This is a genomic window from Microcoleus sp. AT3-D2 (genome assembly GCF_036705715.1).
GTDB lineage: Bacteria > Cyanobacteriota > Cyanobacteriia > Cyanobacteriales > Microcoleaceae > Microcoleus.
Genome location: NZ_JAUBVE010000087.1, coordinates 1 through 19,973 on the forward strand (window position 1 = coordinate 1; position 19,973 = coordinate 19,973).

Annotated in this window: 22 protein-coding genes; 10 read left to right on the forward strand and 12 right to left on the reverse strand. The window is 46.5% G+C overall.

Annotated elements, in window-relative coordinates; all coding sequences use genetic code 11:
• Positions 1–132 precede the first annotated feature (132 nt).
• The 3 genes from QUB44_RS26345 to QUB44_RS26355 form a co-directional block, all read right to left on the reverse strand.
• Positions 133–765 carry a Uma2 family endonuclease gene (locus QUB44_RS26345; RefSeq protein WP_333372155.1) on the reverse strand — a complete coding sequence of 211 codons (633 nt, stop codon included), beginning with the start codon at positions 763–765 and terminating at the stop codon, positions 133–135.
• 64 nt (positions 766–829) lie between these two features.
• The gene (locus QUB44_RS26350) at positions 830–1,564 is read right to left on the reverse strand and encodes a hypothetical protein (protein ID WP_333372157.1); all 735 of its coding nucleotides are present in this window, start codon (positions 1,562–1,564) and stop codon (positions 830–832) included.
• A 194-nt stretch (positions 1,565–1,758) separates the two neighbouring features.
• On the reverse strand, positions 1,759–2,382 hold the full coding sequence (locus QUB44_RS26355) for a DedA family protein (protein WP_333372159.1): 624 nt from the start codon (positions 2,380–2,382) through the stop codon (positions 1,759–1,761).
• Between the two features lie 349 nt (positions 2,383–2,731).
• Here QUB44_RS26355 and QUB44_RS26360 point away from each other — a divergent pair, with 349 nt between their 5' ends.
• A complete protein-coding gene (locus QUB44_RS26360) occupies positions 2,732–3,073 on the forward strand; it encodes an STAS domain-containing protein (protein ID WP_333372161.1) in 342 nt (113 codons plus the stop codon).
• Between the two features lie 44 nt (positions 3,074–3,117).
• Here QUB44_RS26360 and QUB44_RS26365 read toward each other — a convergent pair whose 3' ends face one another.
• The 7 genes from QUB44_RS26365 to psbN all read right to left on the reverse strand — a co-directional run bounded on the left by QUB44_RS26365 (position 3,118) and on the right by psbN (position 9,990).
• Complete coding sequence (locus QUB44_RS26365) at positions 3,118–3,768, reverse strand: hypothetical protein (RefSeq protein WP_333372163.1); 651 nt, start codon at positions 3,766–3,768, stop codon at positions 3,118–3,120.
• Positions 3,761–4,315 (reverse strand): Npun_F5560 family protein, encoded by a 555-nt coding sequence (locus QUB44_RS26370; protein WP_333167530.1) that lies wholly within the window; start codon positions 4,313–4,315, stop codon positions 3,761–3,763. Before QUB44_RS26370 ends, QUB44_RS26365 begins: the two co-directional genes overlap by 8 nt.
• Before the next feature lie 267 nt (positions 4,316–4,582).
• Positions 4,583–5,176: a class II aldolase/adducin family protein gene (locus QUB44_RS26375; RefSeq protein ID WP_333167532.1), complete on the reverse strand. Its 594-nt coding sequence runs from the start codon at positions 5,174–5,176 to the stop codon at positions 4,583–4,585.
• 866 nt (positions 5,177–6,042) lie between these two features.
• Positions 6,043–6,966 carry a hypothetical protein gene (locus QUB44_RS26380; protein WP_333311473.1) on the reverse strand — a complete coding sequence of 308 codons (924 nt, stop codon included), beginning with the start codon at positions 6,964–6,966 and terminating at the stop codon, positions 6,043–6,045.
• 634 nt (positions 6,967–7,600) lie between these two features.
• Complete coding sequence (locus QUB44_RS26385; protein WP_333163148.1) at positions 7,601–8,512, reverse strand: MBL fold metallo-hydrolase; 912 nt, start codon at positions 8,510–8,512, stop codon at positions 7,601–7,603.
• Position 8,513: 1 nt separating this feature from the next.
• Positions 8,514–9,614 carry a chorismate synthase gene (gene aroC, locus QUB44_RS26390; protein ID WP_333372165.1) on the reverse strand — a complete coding sequence of 367 codons (1,101 nt, stop codon included), beginning with the start codon at positions 9,612–9,614 and terminating at the stop codon, positions 8,514–8,516.
• Between the two features lie 244 nt (positions 9,615–9,858).
• Positions 9,859–9,990 (reverse strand): photosystem II reaction center protein PsbN, encoded by a 132-nt coding sequence (gene psbN / locus QUB44_RS26395; protein ID WP_006633693.1) that lies wholly within the window; start codon positions 9,988–9,990, stop codon positions 9,859–9,861.
• Between the two features lie 212 nt (positions 9,991–10,202).
• Between psbN and psbH the strand changes: the two genes are divergently transcribed.
• The 4 genes from psbH to QUB44_RS26415 all read left to right on the forward strand — a co-directional run bounded on the left by psbH (position 10,203) and on the right by QUB44_RS26415 (position 11,744).
• The gene (gene psbH, locus QUB44_RS26400) at positions 10,203–10,406 is read left to right on the forward strand and encodes a photosystem II reaction center phosphoprotein PsbH (protein WP_015176007.1); all 204 of its coding nucleotides are present in this window, start codon (positions 10,203–10,205) and stop codon (positions 10,404–10,406) included.
• Between the two features lie 151 nt (positions 10,407–10,557).
• Positions 10,558–10,818 (forward strand): TatA/E family twin arginine-targeting protein translocase, encoded by a 261-nt coding sequence (locus QUB44_RS26405; protein ID WP_333372167.1) that lies wholly within the window; start codon positions 10,558–10,560, stop codon positions 10,816–10,818.
• Entirely contained in the window at positions 10,819–11,481 is a 663-nt protein-coding gene (pth, locus tag QUB44_RS26410; protein ID WP_333372169.1) for an aminoacyl-tRNA hydrolase, read from the forward strand.
• A complete protein-coding gene (locus QUB44_RS26415) occupies positions 11,478–11,744 on the forward strand; it encodes a DUF3146 family protein (protein ID WP_006633689.1) in 267 nt (88 codons plus the stop codon). The genes pth and QUB44_RS26415 overlap by 4 nt, the downstream gene beginning before the upstream one ends.
• On the opposite strand, the gene QUB44_RS26420 is transcribed toward QUB44_RS26415, so the two are convergent.
• Together QUB44_RS26420 and QUB44_RS26425 are read right to left on the reverse strand one after the other, a co-directional pair.
• Positions 11,741–12,100, reverse strand: a complete 360-nt coding sequence (locus tag QUB44_RS26420; RefSeq protein WP_333372171.1) for an S-layer protein — start codon at positions 12,098–12,100, stop codon at positions 11,741–11,743. The two genes, QUB44_RS26415 and QUB44_RS26420, sit on opposite strands and share 4 nt — an antisense overlap.
• 84 nt (positions 12,101–12,184) lie before the next feature.
• The gene (locus QUB44_RS26425; protein ID WP_333372173.1) at positions 12,185–13,015 is read right to left on the reverse strand and encodes a CPBP family intramembrane glutamic endopeptidase; all 831 of its coding nucleotides are present in this window, start codon (positions 13,013–13,015) and stop codon (positions 12,185–12,187) included.
• 212 nt (positions 13,016–13,227) lie between these two features.
• On the opposite strand from QUB44_RS26425, the gene QUB44_RS26430 reads away from it, so the two are divergent.
• From QUB44_RS26430 to QUB44_RS26450, 5 genes are all read left to right on the forward strand, one after another.
• Entirely contained in the window at positions 13,228–14,676 is a 1,449-nt protein-coding gene (locus QUB44_RS26430; protein ID WP_333372175.1) for a GTP-binding protein, read from the forward strand.
• A gap of 104 nt (positions 14,677–14,780) precedes the next feature.
• Entirely contained in the window at positions 14,781–16,175 is a 1,395-nt protein-coding gene (locus QUB44_RS26435; RefSeq protein WP_333372177.1) for a 3' terminal RNA ribose 2'-O-methyltransferase Hen1, read from the forward strand.
• 66 nt (positions 16,176–16,241) lie between these two features.
• Positions 16,242–16,541, forward strand: a complete 300-nt coding sequence (locus QUB44_RS26440) for an AbrB/MazE/SpoVT family DNA-binding domain-containing protein (RefSeq protein WP_333372179.1) — start codon at positions 16,242–16,244, stop codon at positions 16,539–16,541.
• Positions 16,542–16,814: 273 nt separating this feature from the next.
• The gene (locus tag QUB44_RS26445) at positions 16,815–17,270 is read left to right on the forward strand and encodes a hypothetical protein (RefSeq protein WP_333372181.1); all 456 of its coding nucleotides are present in this window, start codon (positions 16,815–16,817) and stop codon (positions 17,268–17,270) included.
• Between the two features lie 53 nt (positions 17,271–17,323).
• The gene (locus QUB44_RS26450; RefSeq protein ID WP_333372183.1) at positions 17,324–19,966 is read left to right on the forward strand and encodes a polynucleotide kinase-phosphatase; all 2,643 of its coding nucleotides are present in this window, start codon (positions 17,324–17,326) and stop codon (positions 19,964–19,966) included.
• Positions 19,967–19,973 lie beyond the last annotated feature (7 nt).

The window sequence follows — 19,973 nt, forward strand, 5'->3', positions numbered from 1 at the left end:
ATTTTAAAATCCCAAAAGCCTTTCGACCCCAATTATTTGACTGCTACCCCTTGACAGGTCAAGACAGTATCTACAAGAACTAGGGTAAATTGGTCGAACATAATATTACTTAATCAAATTGTTCGAGGGCGATCACTCCTCAGACTCAGATTCAAAATCCACGCGATCGTAAATATCACCCAACCGCATCTCAAACTCCACACAACTCAATTTCAACACCGCATCAACACCATCATACTCAGACAAAACCCACTTATTATCATCCGTCTTCACAAACTGTTCGACGTGCATCTCGTATTGATCTATCAAAACATACTCTCGAAAAGTAGGAATCGTGCGAAAAAGTTTAAACTTGCCGCCTCTGTCATAATCCGCCGTCGATTCCGATAAAACCTCAGCCACCATCACCGCATTAGTAATCGTATCTTTCCTACCCTCAGCAAACTCCAACTTCCCCGCCACCAACATCACATCAGGATAAGTATAAACCCGCTTTGACGGTATCCACAAACGCAAATCGTTTATAAATACTCGGTACGGTTGTCCTTTCGTAGCAAAATTTAAATTCCCGCTCAAATTAAGAGCTATTTGATTATGATTCGGTGTTCCGCCTGTCATAGTGATTATCCTGCCATTCTGATATTCACTTCTAAATTTTGCCCCCTCTTCCAGCATTAAATACTCTTCGGGAGAGTAATAACTCTGTACTTTTTCCTCAACTTTGTCCTCAGCTAATTCTTCGCGGACTTCTGTTACTGCCGTCATAGTAAATCCTCATTTTCTCCTACTTACAATTATAGCCGCATCATCCACAAATCGAAACTACTACTCACAATCCCAAATCTTTCGTCTCAATTAAATTCCCCTCAAACTCAAAACCCCGCTCCAAACCATCAAAATATTTGTCAAAATTAGGCTTAATCCACAGCGCTGCTTCCCCGTATCCCAACTCCACAGCTTTATCAATTATCTCCTTCCAATCTCTCAAAGAAAATCCCGTCCCTTCCATCGTCTTGAAACAATCCCAAACAAACTTTGGCACCGATACCGGCGACACTGCATACCTCAACAATTCCTCAGCACCTTCTGGCAAAATAATCAGATTGCTGGCAACTAAAATCATTCCTATATCTTCTTCCCTTTCCCCCTGCCAATGCACTTCGCCATTTAAAACATAACCCCAAGGTTTAAGAAAATTGTCGATCAGATACTGCAACCATTCGACATAATCATAAAACTTTTCTACGCCGCTCCACTGAATCCCCCCGCCGTCAGCAGTAGGAATCCAGTTACACCACAATCCGGGCTGAGTCTTGGGCGGGCGGTTGTAATCGACAACGGAAACTTCCGAATCTTCATCCCATTTTTCATTCACAAAATAGCAGCCTTCTTCGCCCACAGGCCAACCCACCGCTGTTCTCGCCGGATCGGGAATACTTTGCAAAATCGCCGGATTTCTCTTCATCCTTCGAGTTCGAGAAAACTCTAATAAGTAAATAGCTTCGCTGTCTAATAACCGTTTATTTAAATGAAATATCCCGTCAAAAATTGTAGTGTATCCCATGATTTCTACCTCTTATAAATGTATGGTTGCGTTTTTTCTTAAAAAAGTTTATTGTTTGTGGAACAGGCTTCTAGCCCGTTGCTAATCTTGGCACAAAATGTAAGTTTAAGCTCGTATGTTCAAATATTATAAAGAACGGGCTCTCCGGCCCGTTCCACAAGAATATTGAGTTTTTTGGGTAACGGATTGCAACCCTATTTAGTCTTGTCCAAACTCCGCGCCTCCAACCAAATAGGAATCGCAATCCAAGCAACTGCTAACAGCAAAGCAAATACCGCAAATTGAGCAGCCCAAGCTACCAATTTCTCTAAAGACACAACTTGTCCCAAGAAGTAGGATAAACTTACCATTACAGATGCCCAACTGGCAGCACCCAGAACATTGAACAGCGAAAATTTCCAAAAAGGCATTTCTGCAATACCTGCTAGGGGGCTAGCAAAAATTCGCAGCAGTGCGATGAAACGGCCCAAAAATACGGCTTTAGCTGCATTTTTGCTAAACTGTTCTTTTAAGTCAAACAGTTGTTCTTCTCGAAAGCGGAAAAATTGTCCCAGCTTCAGCAGCAGTGGCCAGCCACCGTACCTGCCGATCGCATAACCAAAATTTCCCCCCAATGTAGCACCAGCGATCGCACTGCCGAGTACATACCAGTAATTCAGTTCCCCACTGCCAGCTAAAAACCCGCCAGCAATCGTAATAGTCTCGCCTGGAAGAGGAACTCCCAGATTTTCCAGCAAAATTCCCAGAAATACTGCCCAGTAGCCGTAATCACGCGCAAACTGCTGAATAGTCTCTAACGATAAAAACTCAAAAGACATTCGATACTGCCTTCGTAAACTTTTGCAAAGCTCAATACATTTATATATTGGCTCGATTCAGCCAATAGTGCAATCTTTCGCTGTGATGAAAAACACACTGTTGTCGCGATCGCTGGTCTAACTAAAAATTAGCCTTTGAGGCATACTAGATGAATAGAGAATTGTTGCGGTTGCGTTCCGCGCGATCGCTAGCCAGTTTTCCTACTAAATTTATCACAACGGCTCTACCCACCGATTCCCACAAGGGCGATCGCGCATCCTAAAACATACGCTGAAATCCCCTGAGTCTCTCAAGAGAGTCAGCAACTAAACTAACTTATTCATACTTTACGATCGTAGGATAACTACTATGGAATTTCCCTTCAACCAACCCATCGTCCTTCAACCTCACAACTGCCTCGACTCCCAAGCCGGCAGCCTCCTCCAGCAACAGCTAGCCGAGATTGTACCCGATCGCCACAAACTCTGGGTAATAGACATGGCCGCCGTAGATTTCATCGACAGTTCCGGGATCTGCGCCTTAGTCGGCGGACTCAACGCCGCCCGCCACCGGGGATGCCGCCTCGTCATCTGCAACCTCTCAGCCACAGTCAAGCTAATTTTTGAAATTACTCAACTCGACCAACTCTTTGAAATCTTCGACAGTTTCGAGCAAGTTATCTCCACTGAAACTCCGGCTTTAGTTGCTTGATTCAAATGAGATCCCGAGTTTAAATCTCAAGTTTCCAAGAGGCTTCAAGCAACCGCAGAGCTAATTTCTATATCATAAATAGGTTGATTTGTCAAGCAATACCAATGACAAAGAAATAAATCCGGCACTTGAACGCCGACAGAAGCGATCGCAGGTGCAGCCGGAAAAGGCCAAAGTCGATCAAAACAAATTCTTTCCCCTACAAACCCGAACTGCATCAAATAAGTCGCCGGCGGCGCATTTAAAAGATTCAGCAAGCCGTAAGCCAACTCATACAACTGCTGCCGCCAAACATCCGACAAATGCACCGGTTGAGAGTAACTCAACTTGCCAGACTGCTTGTCAGGTTCCCCACCGATCACCTCAGCATACAGTGGGCCCTTTGCCGTCAACACCACAGGCAGCCAAAAATTGCCCTCGCCGGCGGGAAAAAGCAACTCCTGAGCCACCCGATCGCGCGCCGCCGAAACATTTCCGCAAAATCTAAACACATCTTGAGCCGGAAAAACCAGATTTTCTGATACATCCAACGTCAAAGGACAAAATATCGCCCCACCCGGAGCGATCGCGCCTGAATTGAGTTCCGAAACCTCACAGATATTGACTTCTGTTAAAGGATGAGATTGAGCGATCGCCGCCTTGAGACTTGCGGCCGAATCTTTCTCACCACCCGCCACAATCAAAACCTTAGACATTGCCAAAGCTCGGCATTTGAATTCCCCGATCGTCCTCAGCATCGACGCTCGGCAGATCCAGGCCCTTAGCCTTGCGGCTCCGCACAGCGAGACGGTAAGTTACGCTTTGCAACTCAGTGTGCAACTGGCGGTTTTCCTTTTGCAATTGATCCAACTTTTCCTTAATTGGCTCGATGCGCTCGGCAAACTTTTGGCGGTAGACCCCTGGCAATTCCTGAACCACCTGTTCCAGCATCCGAGAGCGATCCGTCAATTCTTGCACCGACTGCCGCAGTTGGTAAACCTCAGCATCCCGTTCGGCGATTTGTTCCTGATAAAAACTCACCTGTTCTTCAACAGCTTGGAGTTGTTCCCGCATTGCCTGCATTTGAGCTTGGTGGCGATCGGAAACTTCCGGCGCCGGCACAAAATTAGAATTGCCCTTCACCAGCCTGAAAAGTTCTTGAGACAACTGCTGCACCAATTGGTCGCGCATTTGCAGCTCTTCGGTGAGACGAGATACCTCTGATTGCAATTCTTTTGAGCTTACAAGTTTAGTTTGATTCACGATGACTCTCAGCTTTTGTTATATAATGTGTTTCTCTTTAAAAATATCTTTCCCTTACCGCAGAGGCAAGAGGCACTTCAAAAGTTTTGAGCCCATTAGGCTAAATCGAGCCAGCGGCCCGATGTCAAGGGTAAAGCTCAGTCTAACTCAAATCAGGCATCCACGTCATCACCTTAGTTTCTTGGCATAGACCGAGGTAAAATCCTAGGTTTTTGCTCCTAAATCAGGTTTCTTAGCTTTTTTTGAGAATAGTGCCAGCTCTCATATCTAACCAATCACAGCCGAAAGCACTTTTCCAGCTTCGTCTACGGTGGTGCCAAAACAGATAATGCCGTCCTCGTGACCGGCCATGGCCAGAATTTTGCGATCAGCCAAATTCTCCTCCTCAAAAAGCCTAAACATTTCTAAGGCCATCTGAGGAGTGCCGTAAGGTATTTCTTTTCTAGTAGTAGGAATCTTAAACAGCAGTTGCTGCCATAACTTAGGATTATGGACGTGAATTATCCCGCCCACCTCCTCTCTCTGAAGGTACAGGGCCCCGTGAGTCAGGGACTCCGACGAAGCTTGTACGGGCCCCCGGCAGCCGAGGAAATTTTGTTCTAAGTTAAATTCGGTAACAGTACAGTATGATTCTGGTCCCAGAGTTCTCAAGTGTGCAGTCTGGGTTCCCGAAATCACGAATTGGCAAGAATTGCCGAGTCTGACGCTGACGTTGCCAAACCCTATGCCATTTTCGTAGACGCCAATTAATCCCCAAGCGTGGAGCCGATCGCGCCAGTCCATCAAATCTGCTATGTTCCGGGCAGCTACAGGGTCTGCTTCTTCCCAGTCACAGCGGTACTTAACGACTCCTTCATCCATTTTTTTGTATGATCAGACACGACTCTGACACGACAGACATGGCCCAAGCTGAGACTTAATCGAAGTTGTCAAGAAGTTGTCAAACAGCTTTTTTTGCCTGCTGCCTTATGTCTCGGTGCATAAGTGCCTTAACTAATCTACATTCCAGTGTCGCCGTAATTAGCGATCGACATTAGCAAAAAGTAAGCTACGAAAGAAGAACCAATTATTCCAAAAATCATGGTTTTGCCTCTAGGTGATTACAAAAGTTCAATATGAAAATTTACCTTTTCAGTCGGGGAGTTTGATTCCAGGCTTTTGCCCGATCAAGTTTTTGATGTGAAACTACATAACCTCCCTGAATCTGTTATCTCTCTATACTACAGCATTTCTACTGAGTTTAACTCTACCTTAATAAATATTTAAGGATAAAGTACCCCTTAATCCGGTAACTCCGGTAAAAAGCAACCGTACATTTACTTATTTTTTACGATTATATCTACATTTAATAAAGAATCAAGCGGAACACAAAAAATATTTTTTTGCCCGTCTGGGACGAACTGGCCCAATCTTCGGGTGTTCTAGGTTAGTCAACACCTATGTCGATCGAGCAATTTTTAGATCCGGGGCATCCTAGAAGGTAAGAAACCGGATTGAGGGTAATATCATGTCGGGTAAAATCACCACAACGCCAGCTCGCGTCAGCGGGTTCACCAAAATCTGTAGTAGTAGTGTAAGCTCTAGATCCCCTAAATCCGCGCCTACCTAAAGGGGGATAGTTGATGACCGAACCAGATATAAGTCCTATTAAGAAAAAAACAAGCCGATCGAGCAGTGAAGACTTGATCGGCTAAATTTTTCTGTGAAGCGCGATCGCTCGCAGCCCTTTAAATGTGGAAGTGATACAAAATGCTGCCGTCGTCTTTAATTTCGCAATTGGCATTAAAAACTTCAGCTTGTTGGTTCAAAAAACGCTGAGCGACATCCGGCGACAACCGCGTTTCCATCGCAAACCGCACCAGAGTGATTTCGCCGCGGCCTTCTTTGATCAATCGGTACAAAGCACTTTGGAGCCTTTCGCTCTCTTCTCGCTGAAAAGCTGCTTTGTACTTCCAATCCGCCACCGAAGGAATCAAACCGCGACTGACCAAAATCGCCAACAGCAAGCCAATTCCCAAAATCAGAGGCACTGTCGGATCACTCGTAGGCGTCGCCACAATTTGTGGCACTGTAGCGGCGGCCAAACTGCTGACCATTTCTTTTTCCGACGCTTGCGTATCCGCCATTGCAAGCTGAGTTTTGTTGTAAAAGTCTTGCTGAAGCTTCATTTGCTGCAACAGACGAGCGCGTTCTCTTTCGTATTGGTCGAGTTTTTGTTGAGCTTGTTTCAGGTCTTGAGTGACTTGTGCCAAGCGTTGGTTGAGCGACTGATTGACTGATTGCCACCGATATCTGTTAATCAGGCGGCTTTTTTCAACCATGCCCTTCATCAACATATCCGCCGTTTGGATTGCTTGCTCCTGATCGAGCGAGCGATACCCAACCACAATTTGTAGGGGTTGTTCCGGCTTAGAAATCTTGACACTAGCATTTTGTCGAACTTGCTGGGGCGACAGCTTAACTGCATCTGCCACTGCTTTGACAACATTATCTGCTAGGAGAACCTCTGGGGTGAGTTGCTCTCCCTGCTTGAGAATTGTCGTGCCTGTGGTCGAAAATTTGACTGGCGGATTATTAGAAGTGAGAGTGCCTTGAGCCATGAATCCGGGGGGCGGGGCGAGGCGGTAGGCCAGGGCGCCTGAAATACCCATAATTACAGCAAAACTGCCTAAGGCAATCCATCTGTATTGATGTGCTGAAGATCTAAAACGTAAATTTCCCATTTTGATAGTCAAGTCATAACATTCGCTTGCCGCAGCTACTGCCAAACGCCAGAGCGATCGTTTCTTTCTGGTTAGTCAAATTGACTGCTGAAAATTTTCTCAGTTTGTACCTAAAAGCTATTAGCTTTTGAAAGTTGTCAATATTCATGAGTCCAAAAAACCGATCGCGCTTTTATTTGATCCGAGCTATAACTTCAGTTTTTGTCCTTAATAATTAATCTGTAACAAGGCTTCTGGAAGTCTACTGGCATCAGCCTAGCACTCAGGCGTGCGAGATCCTCGCCTCCCCGTGTTTGTTGACATTCAAAACTGTCTCCTTTTCACCCTTGGCAATCCTCCAATTATCTTACGTCTTGGCGTCTTGCGGACGCGGTTGAAGAATAAAAAAAACCTTAAATAATCTGCCTAAAAACTTAACAAGCAAGAATTATACCATGCAGTTAAGAGTTTGCTGCAAATTAAAAAAAATTGTGGATCGGGGGGCGAGACCAGATCCACATATTCACATAACAATTATGGTTCGATCGGTTGATGGTTTGATCGAGCTCGCCTAGGCGAATGTTCAGAAGCCGATCGGCAAAATAAGACCCTCGCGGGCCATGACAGCCTTCGGAAAAGCGATTTGCACATCTTCGGCGATGCGATCGAGAAAATCGTCTGTGTGAGCCGGATCATGGTGAAAAATCACCACTCGTTTTACGCGGGCCTCCTTAGCCATTCTCACTGCTTCCTGCCAAGTCGAGTGTCCCCAACCCACCTTCGGAGACTTGGGGTTGTGATATTCCTCATCTGTGTACATCGCATCGTAAATCAGCACATCAGCGTCGAGGGCTAAATTATAGACATTCTCATCTAGCCGATCGGGAAAATGTTCAGTATCCGAACAGTAAACAACAGATCGTCCCTGCCAAGTCACCCGATATCCCATAGCAGTATTCGGGTGATTCAGAGAACCCGTCCTAATCTCAATATCGTCCAGCATCATCGTCTGGTTGTGATTGAGTTCGTAGAAATTCAAATCTGCCTGCAAACCCATCAGCGGCACCGGCGAATTCGAGTGGAGCACCCGTTCGACGAAGTGCCTTTTCATGCAATCTCCATCCGGCGGAGTCGCCCCGTAAATATCAAAGCTATTGCCGCGGATGAAAGCTGGGGCGAACAGCGGGAAACCTTGAATGTGATCCCAGTGATAGTGAGTAAAAAACATATAAGCTTGCACCGGCATTTCTTGCACCAACTGGTCTCCCAGCATCCGCAAGCCTGTTCCGCCGTCAAAAATCAAGCGTTTGCCAGCGACTCGCATTTCCAAACAAGAAGTATTGCCGCCGTAGCGAACAGTTTCCTGTCCGGGTGTCGGAACACTGCCCCGCACGCCCCAAAACTGTACTACAAAATCATCTATACCTTTTATTGATTCGGAGGGTTGAGGGCAATCAACGGGAGTTGCCGCTACAGAGGACAAGCTGATTTCCATTTTAAAATTCAGGCTTTAAGGTTCCACATTGTCCGTGATGGCGCAGCAGATGATCGCACAACACTAAAGCTACCATCGCTTCCACCATTGGCACAGCTCTTGGCAAAACGCAAGGGTCATGCCGTCCCTTGGCAGCCAGCAGCGTTTCTTCGCCTTCTCGGGTAACGGTGCGCTGCTGCTGGCGAATTGTCGCAGTCGGCTTGAATGCCGCCCGCAAAATGATATTTTCGCCGTTAGCAATCCCACCCTGAATTCCGCCAGAGCGATTTGTCACTGTACGAATTACACCCTTATCATCAGTATAGTATTCATCATTATGTTCGCTGCCCTTGAGCAGAGTCCCGGCAAACCCGGAACCAATTTCAAAGCCTTTGCTGGCGGGCAAGGACATGATGGCTTTGGCCAAATCGGCTTCGAGTTTGTCGAATACGGGCATTCCCAGCCCTTTGGGTACATTGCGGGCGACGCATTCGACTACACCGCCGATCGAATCTCCACTATCCCGAACTTTTTCGATTAGTTCAATCATTCTTTCGGCGCATTCAGCATCTGGACAGCGGACGATGTTGCTTTCTACTTGTTCTAAGGTAACAGTGTCCGGGTCGGCGACACATTCTAAGTCTTTGATGCGTTTGACGTAGCCGACTATTTCGACTCCTGCTGCTTGTTTGAGAATTTTTTTAGCGATCGCCCCTGCTGCTACTCTACCAATTGTCTCCCTCGCCGAACTTCGACCTCCGCCTTGCCAGTTACGAATTCCGTACTTAGCATCGTAGGTAGCATCAGCGTGGGAAGGGCGGTAAGTTGTCGCCATTTCTTCGTAGTCTTGGGGGCGAGTGTTTTGATTGCGGACTAAAATTGCGATCGGCGTTCCCAAAGTTTTGCCTTCAAACACCCCGGACAGAATTTCGCAGGTATCTGCTTCTTTGCGAGGTGTGGTAATTTTGCTTTGGCCAGGGCGGCGGCGATCGAGTTCGGCTTGAATTTCCGATGCGTCGATCGACACCAGGGGCGGGCAACCATCAATTACTACTCCCACACCGCCGCCGTGAGATTCCCCAAATGTCGAGATCCGAAATAAATGCCCAAAGGTATTGCCCATTATGCTTTGCCCTGAAACTTGATAATTTTTAGCTTAAATGGAATAGAGATTTACTGTATTTCTGAAAAATATACCATTGACGAGTAGGCGATCGGCGATCGCCTCACAGCATCACTCCCTTCCCACCCCTAGAAGAATATCTACCAGGGAGAGAGGGAGAGACAGAGAATAGGAGATATCTGGAAACACACTTAAATTCATCAGTGTGGCCGTGTCCGAATCCGTGTTGTGGCTTCCTTCTTCTTTAGTCTTCGTGTTCTTCAAAAGGATCTCTCAATTCCTTAGAAGGGGGACCGAAAGCGGTGTAGATCGAGAATCCGGTGATTGCCACCAGACACACGCCCAGTGAAATGCCTAGAACTGCTGCGGGTTCCATATTTTTGATCGATTATGAGTGCTCCACTCTATAATATTACAAAAAATAACAATCCGTCTGAAAGTCTAGTGATTTTAGGCGCTGTACGCTATGGCAGCCAACCCCCACTCCCCGTTTTGCGAGTCCCCCTGCAGCATTTCTGAGAAATTGCGATCGCAATTAGCGGTAGAAATATGTCAAACTTTTCTGTAGAGATTCATTGCAGGTGACTTATGGCACAACGGACTTGGTTAGGAGATATACTCAAACCCCTTAACTCGGAATACGGCAAGGTAGCCCCCGGCTGGGGAACCACGCTGTTGATGAGCGTTTTCATTGGACTGTTTTTCGTGTTCTTGTTGATTATTTTGCAAATCTACAACTCTTCTCTAATTCTGGAGAGTGTGGATATGGATTGGTCGAGCCTAGGCCGCTAAAAATTGATCACAAAACAGTAAGGCTAAAAGTAAAAGCTTAGGGTTGAGGAGAAAGGGTAAAAGCTAAGTTTTCCCGTTTTTCCTTACCCTTTCCGATTACTTTTGCCATAAATAAACAAGAAGTAACTAAACAAATTGCTGGAGAAAAACCATGAATATTTTTGGCATTGGTTTGCCCGAAATGGCAGTTATTTTTACGATCGCCCTATTGGTATTCGGGCCGAAAAAATTACCCGAAATCGGCCGGAGTATGGGGAAGGCAATTCGGGGCTTTCAAGACGCTTCGAGGGAGTTTGAGTCGGAGTTCACGCGGGAAGCCAGGCAGCTAGAAGAAGCAGCAGCAACTAGCAGCAAACCGGAAACTGAAAAACTCGCGGCGGCGAAGCCCAAGGAAGATAGCACAGACATTTAAATGAACAACACTCAGAAGTCGGAAACACCAGCGGAGTTAGTAATTCCCCAGCTAATAGTTGGGTTGGGGAATCCCGAACCTAAATACGATCGCACCCGACACAACATAGGCTTTAATGCTGTCGATGCCTTGGCTAAATCTTGGCAGATTTCCCTGTCGGAAAATCGCAAATTTCAAGGCATATTTGGCGAGGGAAATCGGCCGCGGGGACAGAAAATCCGCTTGCTGAAACCGCTTACTTACATGAATCTGTCGGGTCAAGCGATTCGGGCGGCGGTGGATTGGTACAAAATACCTGCGGAGTCGGTATTAATAGTATACGATGATATGGATTTGCCGATCGGGAAATTGAGAATCCGGCTTGCCGGTTCGGCCGGCGGACACAACGGCATGAAATCGACAATTTCTCATTTAGGCACAGACAAATTTCCCCGCTTGCGGATTGGCATCGGCAAACCTCAAAACGATGCTGCTAAAAATGAGAAAGATACGATTTCCTTCGTTTTAGGAAAATTTTCCTCAGAGGAAAGTCAGTTAGTAGAGAAAGTGCTTAAACTGGTTGTAGAAGCTGTGGAACTGAGTCTGCACCAAGGAGTAGAAAAAGCCATGAGCCTTTACAATAGTCGCACAATTGCAGAAACAAACGCGGAAACAAAAAGGTGAGTTCGAGACGTTTGCCAGAAACAACTGCATATGTCCGGGTTACTGGCCAATCTTGGCAAAAAGGCACGATTGAGGGTGAAGTGACTGCCGGCAATTTTGAGTGGCAGTTTCAGTGGCGTTTTACGTCCGAAAAAACACTGATACTTGAGCCTTCTCAGGGTAGGGCATTGATTCAGGAACCGCTGCACCGCTTTCTGGAAAAATGGGATTATCAGCTTGAACCAGGTGGGGATTATTCGTTTACGGTTCGGGCTCAGTTTTAAAATCTTAGTAATGGGAAGGGAAAAAGCGCTGGGGAAGGCAAACTTTCTCTAGTAGTATCTCCCGATTCCAGTAATTCTTTAATTAAAGCAGGTGGCGTCGCTTCTCGGTAAGGCCCGCAATAATACATTGTCAAAACAGCTTTGTAAGCCCAGTGATTAGAAGGTACATCGCTAAAAGGATTTGGCAAGGTTTCAGCCCGATTCTGGATGCAAGCATTGAGAACTTGTTCTCGCGTTGTCTGCACTTGAACTAAAGAATTATTTGGCTTGACTTGTGCGTTATTTTGTGCGTTTGCCGGAGCTAACAAACCTGTATACATTAACAGTGTAGCAGTGCCAAAGATGATGAGTTTCATAAGTTTATAAATTTCTCAAGAAGTTGGGTGGTAGTGAGGAATTTAGTCCTCAAAGTTGTGGCAAATAAGGACTCTTCGTCCTTACTAGAAACCTTTGGACTGTTGGGACATTTTTCGCATTCCCACAGCCAAGACACTCAAAAACAAGAGCCCGATCGCCCCAGCTAGCGGATTGCCGTTAACTCCTGTCACCCACTCGGGAACAGATGCCGAATATCGCACTAACTGCCCGATGTTAATCGTGTAATATCCCCAGACTAAACCTGCATGAAGCCCGATCGACAAACCGAGGCGATTTTGGCGCGATCTTTTTCCCCAAACCAGAATCAAACCCAGCAACAACAACCCTGGAAACTGCGGCCAACTCCCCAGCATTGCCGCGACAGGTTTGATAAAATGAGATAGGGCAAACACCAGGCTATTCGCCCACAGAGATATTCTATAATTGTAATCCCGCTGCAACTCGTCCAGCAACCAACCACGGAATACCAACTCCTCCGCAAAACCGACTCCAAGGGCGCTTAACAGCCCTTCTGCGATGATTCTCGGCAAATTATCAGAATTTTGCCACGCGACTAAGCCGAACAGCCCTTGTACCCCAAATAAGCTGAAAGTGAGCAAAAGCCCGATCGTCAATCCGATTAAAAGCTCAAAACCGTTTTTTCGCGTATTGATTAAACCGTAACTTTTGAGTAATTGTGTTTGTCCGTAAACTTGTTTTCCCCAGCGCGGCACTAGGAACAGAAACTCTGCAAACAACAACCCCATTGTCAGAATAGTTGCTAGGTTACTATCTTTAACTAACAGATAAATTGGTGCTGCTAGCGGCAGCCAAATTGCTAGCAAGATTAATAGGAAAATTATTACACGTAAAGGAAATGGATAACTGGCTATTATTTGGAGGCGGTTAATCATTGTTGTCAATTAAACAGGTTTTACATGATATCTGTAGGGACACAGAAATGCTGTGCCCTAATCCTGGTAAGGACACAGCATTTCTGTGTCCCTACCCGGATTCTAAACACGACATTGCCGTACCCCTAATGTACAAAGCAGACGGAAAAAGCTAGAATGGCATCATATCGGTTGAAACTTTAAGTGAAGCAAAGCTATAACATCAGGTAACAATGACTGAAGCCTCGGATTTTTCAAATGTCGATCGAGAATTAGATGACACAATTTTAAGCTTCGCAGACATTCAGGCAGAACTCAACCTGCGCCACGCTAAAGATGCTCTGCGAGATATAGTAGAAAATCTCGACTTGACACTTCAAGAGCGAACTGGACTGGAACCGGAAATTGGCGGGTTGGAGAAAATGCTCGACAAGCTAGAGCGCGCTTGCGTGCAAATAGCTGTGTTTGGGATGGTGGGAAGGGGAAAATCTTCGGTTTTGAACGCGCTGCTAGGTCAAAATGTGTTTGAAACTGGCCCGACTCACGGGGTGACTCGCACCACGACTATTGGCCAGTGGGATGTCGGAGAGGGAATTGATGAGAAGTTGCCCTCACGACTTTCGCCCGTTATTTACCGTTTGTCGCAAGTTGAATTAGTCGATACTCCGGGAATAGATGAAGTTGACGGCGAAACTCGCGAACTTTTAGCCCGCCGAGTTGCTCAACAAGCAGATTTGATTTTGTTTGTGGTGGCTGGCGACATTACGAAGGTGGAATACGCAGCGCTTTCGCAGTTGCGGGAAGCCGGAAAACCGATGTTATTAGTGTTTAATAAAATTGACCAGTATCCTGATGCAGACAGGCTGGCAATTTATCATAAAATTCGGGACGATCGCGTGAGAGAATTGTTGTCTCCCGATGAAATTGTGATGGCGGCGGCTTCGCCTTTGACGGCGAGGGCGGTGCGCCGTCCTGACGGAAGTATGGGCGTGCAAATGACTCGCAGTTTGCCACAAGTGCAAGATTTAAAATTAAAGATTTTGGAGATTTTAGACCGGGAAGGCAAATCTTTGGTCGCGCTGAATACGATGCTCTGTGCGGGGGATATTAACGAGCAGTTGGTGCAGCGAAAAATGGAAATTCGAGATGACGCGGCTAATCGAATTATCTGGAACGGGGTAATGACTAAAGCTGTGGCGATCGCACTTAATCCAATTACTGTAGTTGATATTCTTAGCGGTGCGGTAATTGATGTGGTGATGATCTTAACTTTATCTAAAGTTTACGGCATTGCGATGACGGAAGCGGGCGCGGTAGAATTGCTGCAAAAGATTGCGATTAGTATGGGGGGAATTACTGCGGGCGAATTGCTGGCTAATTTTGGTTTGAGTTCTTTGAAAGGATTGTTGGGTTTAGCGACGCCGGCGACGGGGGGTTTGGCTTTAGGGCCTTATTTGTCTGTGGCGGGGACGCAAGCTGCAATTGCGGGGGTTTCTTCCTACGGTATCGGTCAAGTTACTAAGGCTTATTTGGCTAATGGTGCTTCTTGGGGAGATGATGGACCAAAGGCTGTGGTGAGCAAGATTTTGTCTTCTTTGGATGAGGATTCTATTTTAAATCGGATTAAGGAAGAGTTGCGGGCTAAGTTGGATTTGGGAAGTGTGGAAAAACAGAAATCTTAGTAGTCATTAGTCATTAGTCATTAGTCATTAGTCATTAGGAGGAATTACAAATTGCCAATAGCTGATGCCCGATGCCCGATGCCCGATGCCCAATTCCTAATATTATGTTACTAACTATTTCTACAACTCGCGTCCCTGCTACAGATTTAGGTTATTTGCTGCACAAACATCCCGATCGCCATCAATCCTTTCCGATGACTTTCGGGCAAGCCAGCGTGTTTTATCCAGAGGCAAATGCAGAAAGGTGCACGGCAGCTTTACTCTTAGATGTGGATCCGATTGGTTTGGTGCGGGGCAAGTCTAAATCGGGCGATCGCCCCCTCGAACAATACGTGAACGATCGCCCCTACGTTGCCTCTTCGTTTCTGTCTGTCGCCCTCGCCAAAGTCTTTGGTACAGCTCTATCCGGTCGCTGCAAAGACCGCCCAGAACTCGCAGAAACAGCTTTTCCTTTGACAGTTAATCTATCGGTTTTGCCCTGTCGCGGTGGCGAGAAGTTCCTGCGGCAAATGTTTGAGCCGCTTGGCTATCAAGTCGCAGCAAAACCCCTGATTCTTGACGAGCAATTTCCCGAGTGGGGCGCGAGTCCTTACTTTTCTGTAGAACTGCAAAATACAGTTCGTTTGGCGGATTTGTTAAGCCATCTTTACGTGCTAATTCCCGTGTTGGATGACGACAAACATTATTGGGTGGGCGATGATGAAATCGAGAAGTTATTGCATCACGGCGAAGGTTGGTTGAACGCGCATCCCGCCCGCGAACAAATTGCCAACCGCTATCTGAAACGCCAGCGTCGTCTGACGCGAATTGCTGTGGCACAGTTAGCAGAAGAAGCTCATATCGACCCTGAGTATCTCGAAGTTTCTCATCAGCAAGAAGAGGAAGTTTTAGAACAGCGAATTAGCTTGAATCAAGAGCGTTTGGAAGCTGTGACGGAGGTTTTAAAGCAAAGTGGTGCTAAGCGAGTGGTAGATTTGGGCTGCGGTGAGGGAAAACTGCTGCAATTGCTTTTGAAAGAAAGCTCGATCGAACAAATTACAGGCGTCGATGTGTCCTATCGCGCATTGGAAATTGCCAGGGAACGTTTGCAAATCGATCGATTGTCTCCCGCACAGCAATCTCGCATTCAACTAATTCAAAGTTCGCTAATTTATCGGGACAGCCGCTTGACTGGTTTTGATGCGGCGGCGGTAATTGAAGTGATCGAACATCTGGATTTAGAACGGTTAGCTGCTTTTGAGCGGGTTTTGTTTGAATTTATCCGACCCAAAAGTGCGATCGTCACAACTCCAAATATTGAATATAACGTTAGGTTTGAAAACTTGCCTGCGGACAAATTTCGCCACCGGGATCACCGCTTTGAGTGGACAAGGGCCGAATTTCAAACTTGGGCGAATGGGGTTGCCGAACGGTTTGGCTGTGGGGTAGAGTTTCGTTGTGTGGGAACTGAAGATTTAGAAGTAGGTTCGCCTACGCAAATGGCAATATTCGCCCAGTGAAAATAATACCGACAGTCTGTTTGTGCTTACAATATAGTTAAACTTGGAAAAAGGCAGGCTTCAGCTATGAGTAAACCTATTCAAACCCGGATCGTTAAAATTGACAATTCTCAGGGCATTCACATTCCCAAATCTTGGTTAGGGCAAATTGGTATTAGCGGAACAGTAGAAATTGAAGTTCATGGCGATCGGCTCGTCATTCGTGCAGCCCAGAAACCGGGTGCCGGCTGGTTCGTCATTTCTGGAGCCCTAAAACCGCGTGCCGACTGGGAGGAAGCGTTCGCAAAAATGGCAGAGCAACATGATGATGTCCTTCTTGATGATGTCACGACTACTGAGTGGAAGGAGTTTGAGTGGGAATGGTAGTCAAACGTTCAAATTCGGACTGTTGACAAAAATCGATTAGTTAAATATCTTGGTCAGAGCCGTACTGACGAACAATAGGTTCTATATAATTGAGAGAAATATAATTGGAGATCTTAAAAATATATGCCCATCAATGGCCGGCCTCTACGGGGTTCTAAGTTCCCCTTTCACGCTCCTCTTCCCGCAAGTAAAAGGAATAGAAGCCTCCTTCCTCCTACTGACATTGACTACAATTTTTGTCGAATATTCTGCAAAGACAGTATCGCAAATTTTTTGGGACTGCCACGTGCGAACTATCGAACTGGCATATTTAAGGGGGATGCCGGAAATGCCGGGAGCAGATTTAGCATTAATGAAAAAGTAAAGGCAAATCCCTACACGTTGACGTTGATGCCGAACACCCAGGTCATCCAGGGTAAATACGATTGGGAAGCCGCTGACGGGGCTACCACTGAGGCTGTGGTGATGAAAAGCTTGCAAATTTTTATGCCGAGTCACATCCAGGTTTGGAGAGTTCTGTTTTGGTTGACAAATGAGACCAACTATTATTTAGACGATGAAGGAAACCAAATTATTCTGACGGCTTATGCGCCACCAGCGACTTTGAAATCGATCATGGCCGTGACTACGCCCAGTGGTCGCAAATACAATTTGAGGACTATGCTCTTCCCCGATGCTGTGCCCTTCTTTCCAGTGCATAAAGGAAACGAAAAAATACCCCCTTGTTAGCTTGGGGTGATTCAAAGGCTTTGCGATTGCTTCACGACCCTCGCAATGAAATCATGAAAATTACGCTTCCAGAACTATCCCTAGTCGTCCTCATCGGTGCATCCGGTTCCGGCAAATCGACCTTTGCGCGGCAGCATTTCCTACCTACAGAAATCATTTCATCGGATTACTGCCGCGGTCTGGTTTCCGACGACGAAAACAATCAAGCGGCCACCGCTGATGCTTTTGAAGTATTGCATTTAATCGCTGCTAAACGTCTGGCCGCAGGTAAGCTAACTGTGATTGATGCCACCAACGTTCAGCCGGAAAGCCGCAAATCTTTGGTGGAATTAGCCCGAAAATACCATTGCTTTTTGGTTGCTATTGTGCTAGATTTACCAGAAAAATTGTGTGCCGATCGCAATCAACAACGTGCAAACCGCAATTTTGGAAATCATGTAATTCGCCGCCACGTTCAGAATTTAAAGCGATCGCTCAAATCTCTAGATAGGGAAGGATTTCGCTACGTTTACCTCCTCCGTTCCCCAGAGGAAATCGAAGCGGTGGAAGTCGAGAGACAACCTTTGTGGAACAATCGCAAAGCCGACTGCGGCCCTTTTGACATCATCGGCGATATTCACGGCTGCTGCGACGAATTGGAACAATTGCTGCAACAGTTGGGCTATCAAATTATCGAAAAATCCAGCGAATCCGATTTGGGGAATTTTCCCACCTACGCGCACCCGGAGGGGCGTAAAGCCGTGTTTTTGGGCGATTTGGTCGATCGGGGCCCGCGCATTCTCGACACCCTCAAACTCGTGCGAAACATGGTACTCGCAGAAACAGCTTTGTGCGTACCTGGAAATCACGACATCAAACTGCTGCGAAAACTCAACGGCAAAAATGTCAAAATCAACCACGGACTCGAACAAACCTTAGCAGAAATTGCCGCTTTACCCGATGAATTGCGCGAATCAGCAGTACGAGAAATTCGCCAATTTTTAGATAGTTTGATTGGGCATTACGTCCTCGATGGCGGAAAATTAGTCGTCGCCCACGCCGGGATGAAAGCTGAATTTCAGGGACGCGCATCGCGCCGCATTCGAGATTTCGCCTTGTACGGAGAAACAACTGGCGAAATCGATGAATTCGGCTTGCCCGTCCGCTACAATTGGGCCGCCGAATATCGAGGTCAGGCAGCAGTTGTTTACGGACACACCCCCGTTCCAGAAACACAATGGTTGAACAATACGGTTGATATTGACACGGGCTGCGTTTTCGGAGGCAAACTAACAGCTTTGCGGTATCCCGAAAGAGAATTTGTCAGCGTTCCTGCTGCTAGAATTTACTGCGAACCTGCCAAACCGATCCTCTTTCAAGACAGCCAAACTACACTTAACAATAGAGACATTAATTCACCCGCGGTCGATAGCGGTTTGGCGGCAGTGAATCTCACCGCCCAACAGCAGTTTGATGACGTACTGGACATTAGCGACGTACTCGGAAAACGCATCATTTCAACTCGCCTGCAAAGTAACATTACGATTAAAGAAGAAAATGCGATCGCAGCCCTAGAAGTAATGAGTCGGTTTGCAGCCAATCCCAAATGGCTGATTTATTTGCCGCCCACAATGTCTCCCGCCGCTACCTCCAAAGAACCAGGACTTTTAGAACATCCAGCCGAAGCATTTAGCTACTACCAACAGCAGGGAATATCGACAGTTGTATGTGAAGAAAAGCACATGGGTTCCCGTGCAGTTGCGATCGTGTGCCGCGACGCATCCGCAGCTTTACGCCGCTTTGGCATTCTCAGCGAAAGTATGGGCATTTGCTACACCCGCACGGGACGGCATTTTTTCGATAATTCTACCTTAGAAAGAGAATTTTTAGCGCGGGTAAATGTCGCTCTCACTGCCAGCAATTTTTGGGAGAAATTTCAAACCGATTGGGTGTGTTTGGACTGCGAATTAATGCCTTGGTCAGCCAAAGCTCAAGGTTTATTGAAAGAGCAATACGCCGCCGTGGGAACAGCATCTCGTCACGGGTTTGCGGAGGCGATTAAGAACTTAGAACAGGCAAACCAGCGGGGAGTTGAAATTAATTCTTTGCTAACCAGCTATCAAGAGCGAGCCGAACTAGCCGATCGCTATGTTAATGCCTACCAGCGCTACTGCTGGCCAGTTAAATCGCTCTTAGACCTCAAATTAGCACCTTTCCACATCTTGGCAACCGAGGGAACTGTTCACACTGACAAAAATCACTGTTGGCACATGGAACAGATTTCACAAATTTGTAAAGCTGACCCTGAATTGCTGTTAGCTACTGAATACAAAATAGTTGAAATTGCCGATTTTGACAGCAGATTTGCCGGGATTCAATGGTGGGAAAAAATGACGGCGGCGGGAGGTGAAGGAATGGTTGTTAAACCAATGAATTTTATTGTTAAAAATAGCAAAGGACTCGTACAGCCTGCGGTAAAATGTCGCGGTAAAGAGTATTTGCGGATTATTTATGGTCTGGAATATTCTTTGCCGGAACATTTAGAAAAATTGCGATCGCGCGGACTTTCCGGCAAGCGTTCTTTGGCGTTGCGAGAGTTTGCTCTCGGTGTAGAAGCATTGGAGAGATTTGTGGCGGGTGCTCCATTGAGACAAGTTCACGAGTGCGTTTTTGGAGTTTTAGCGATGGAGAGCGAACCTGTCGATCCGAGGCTGTAATCGAAAG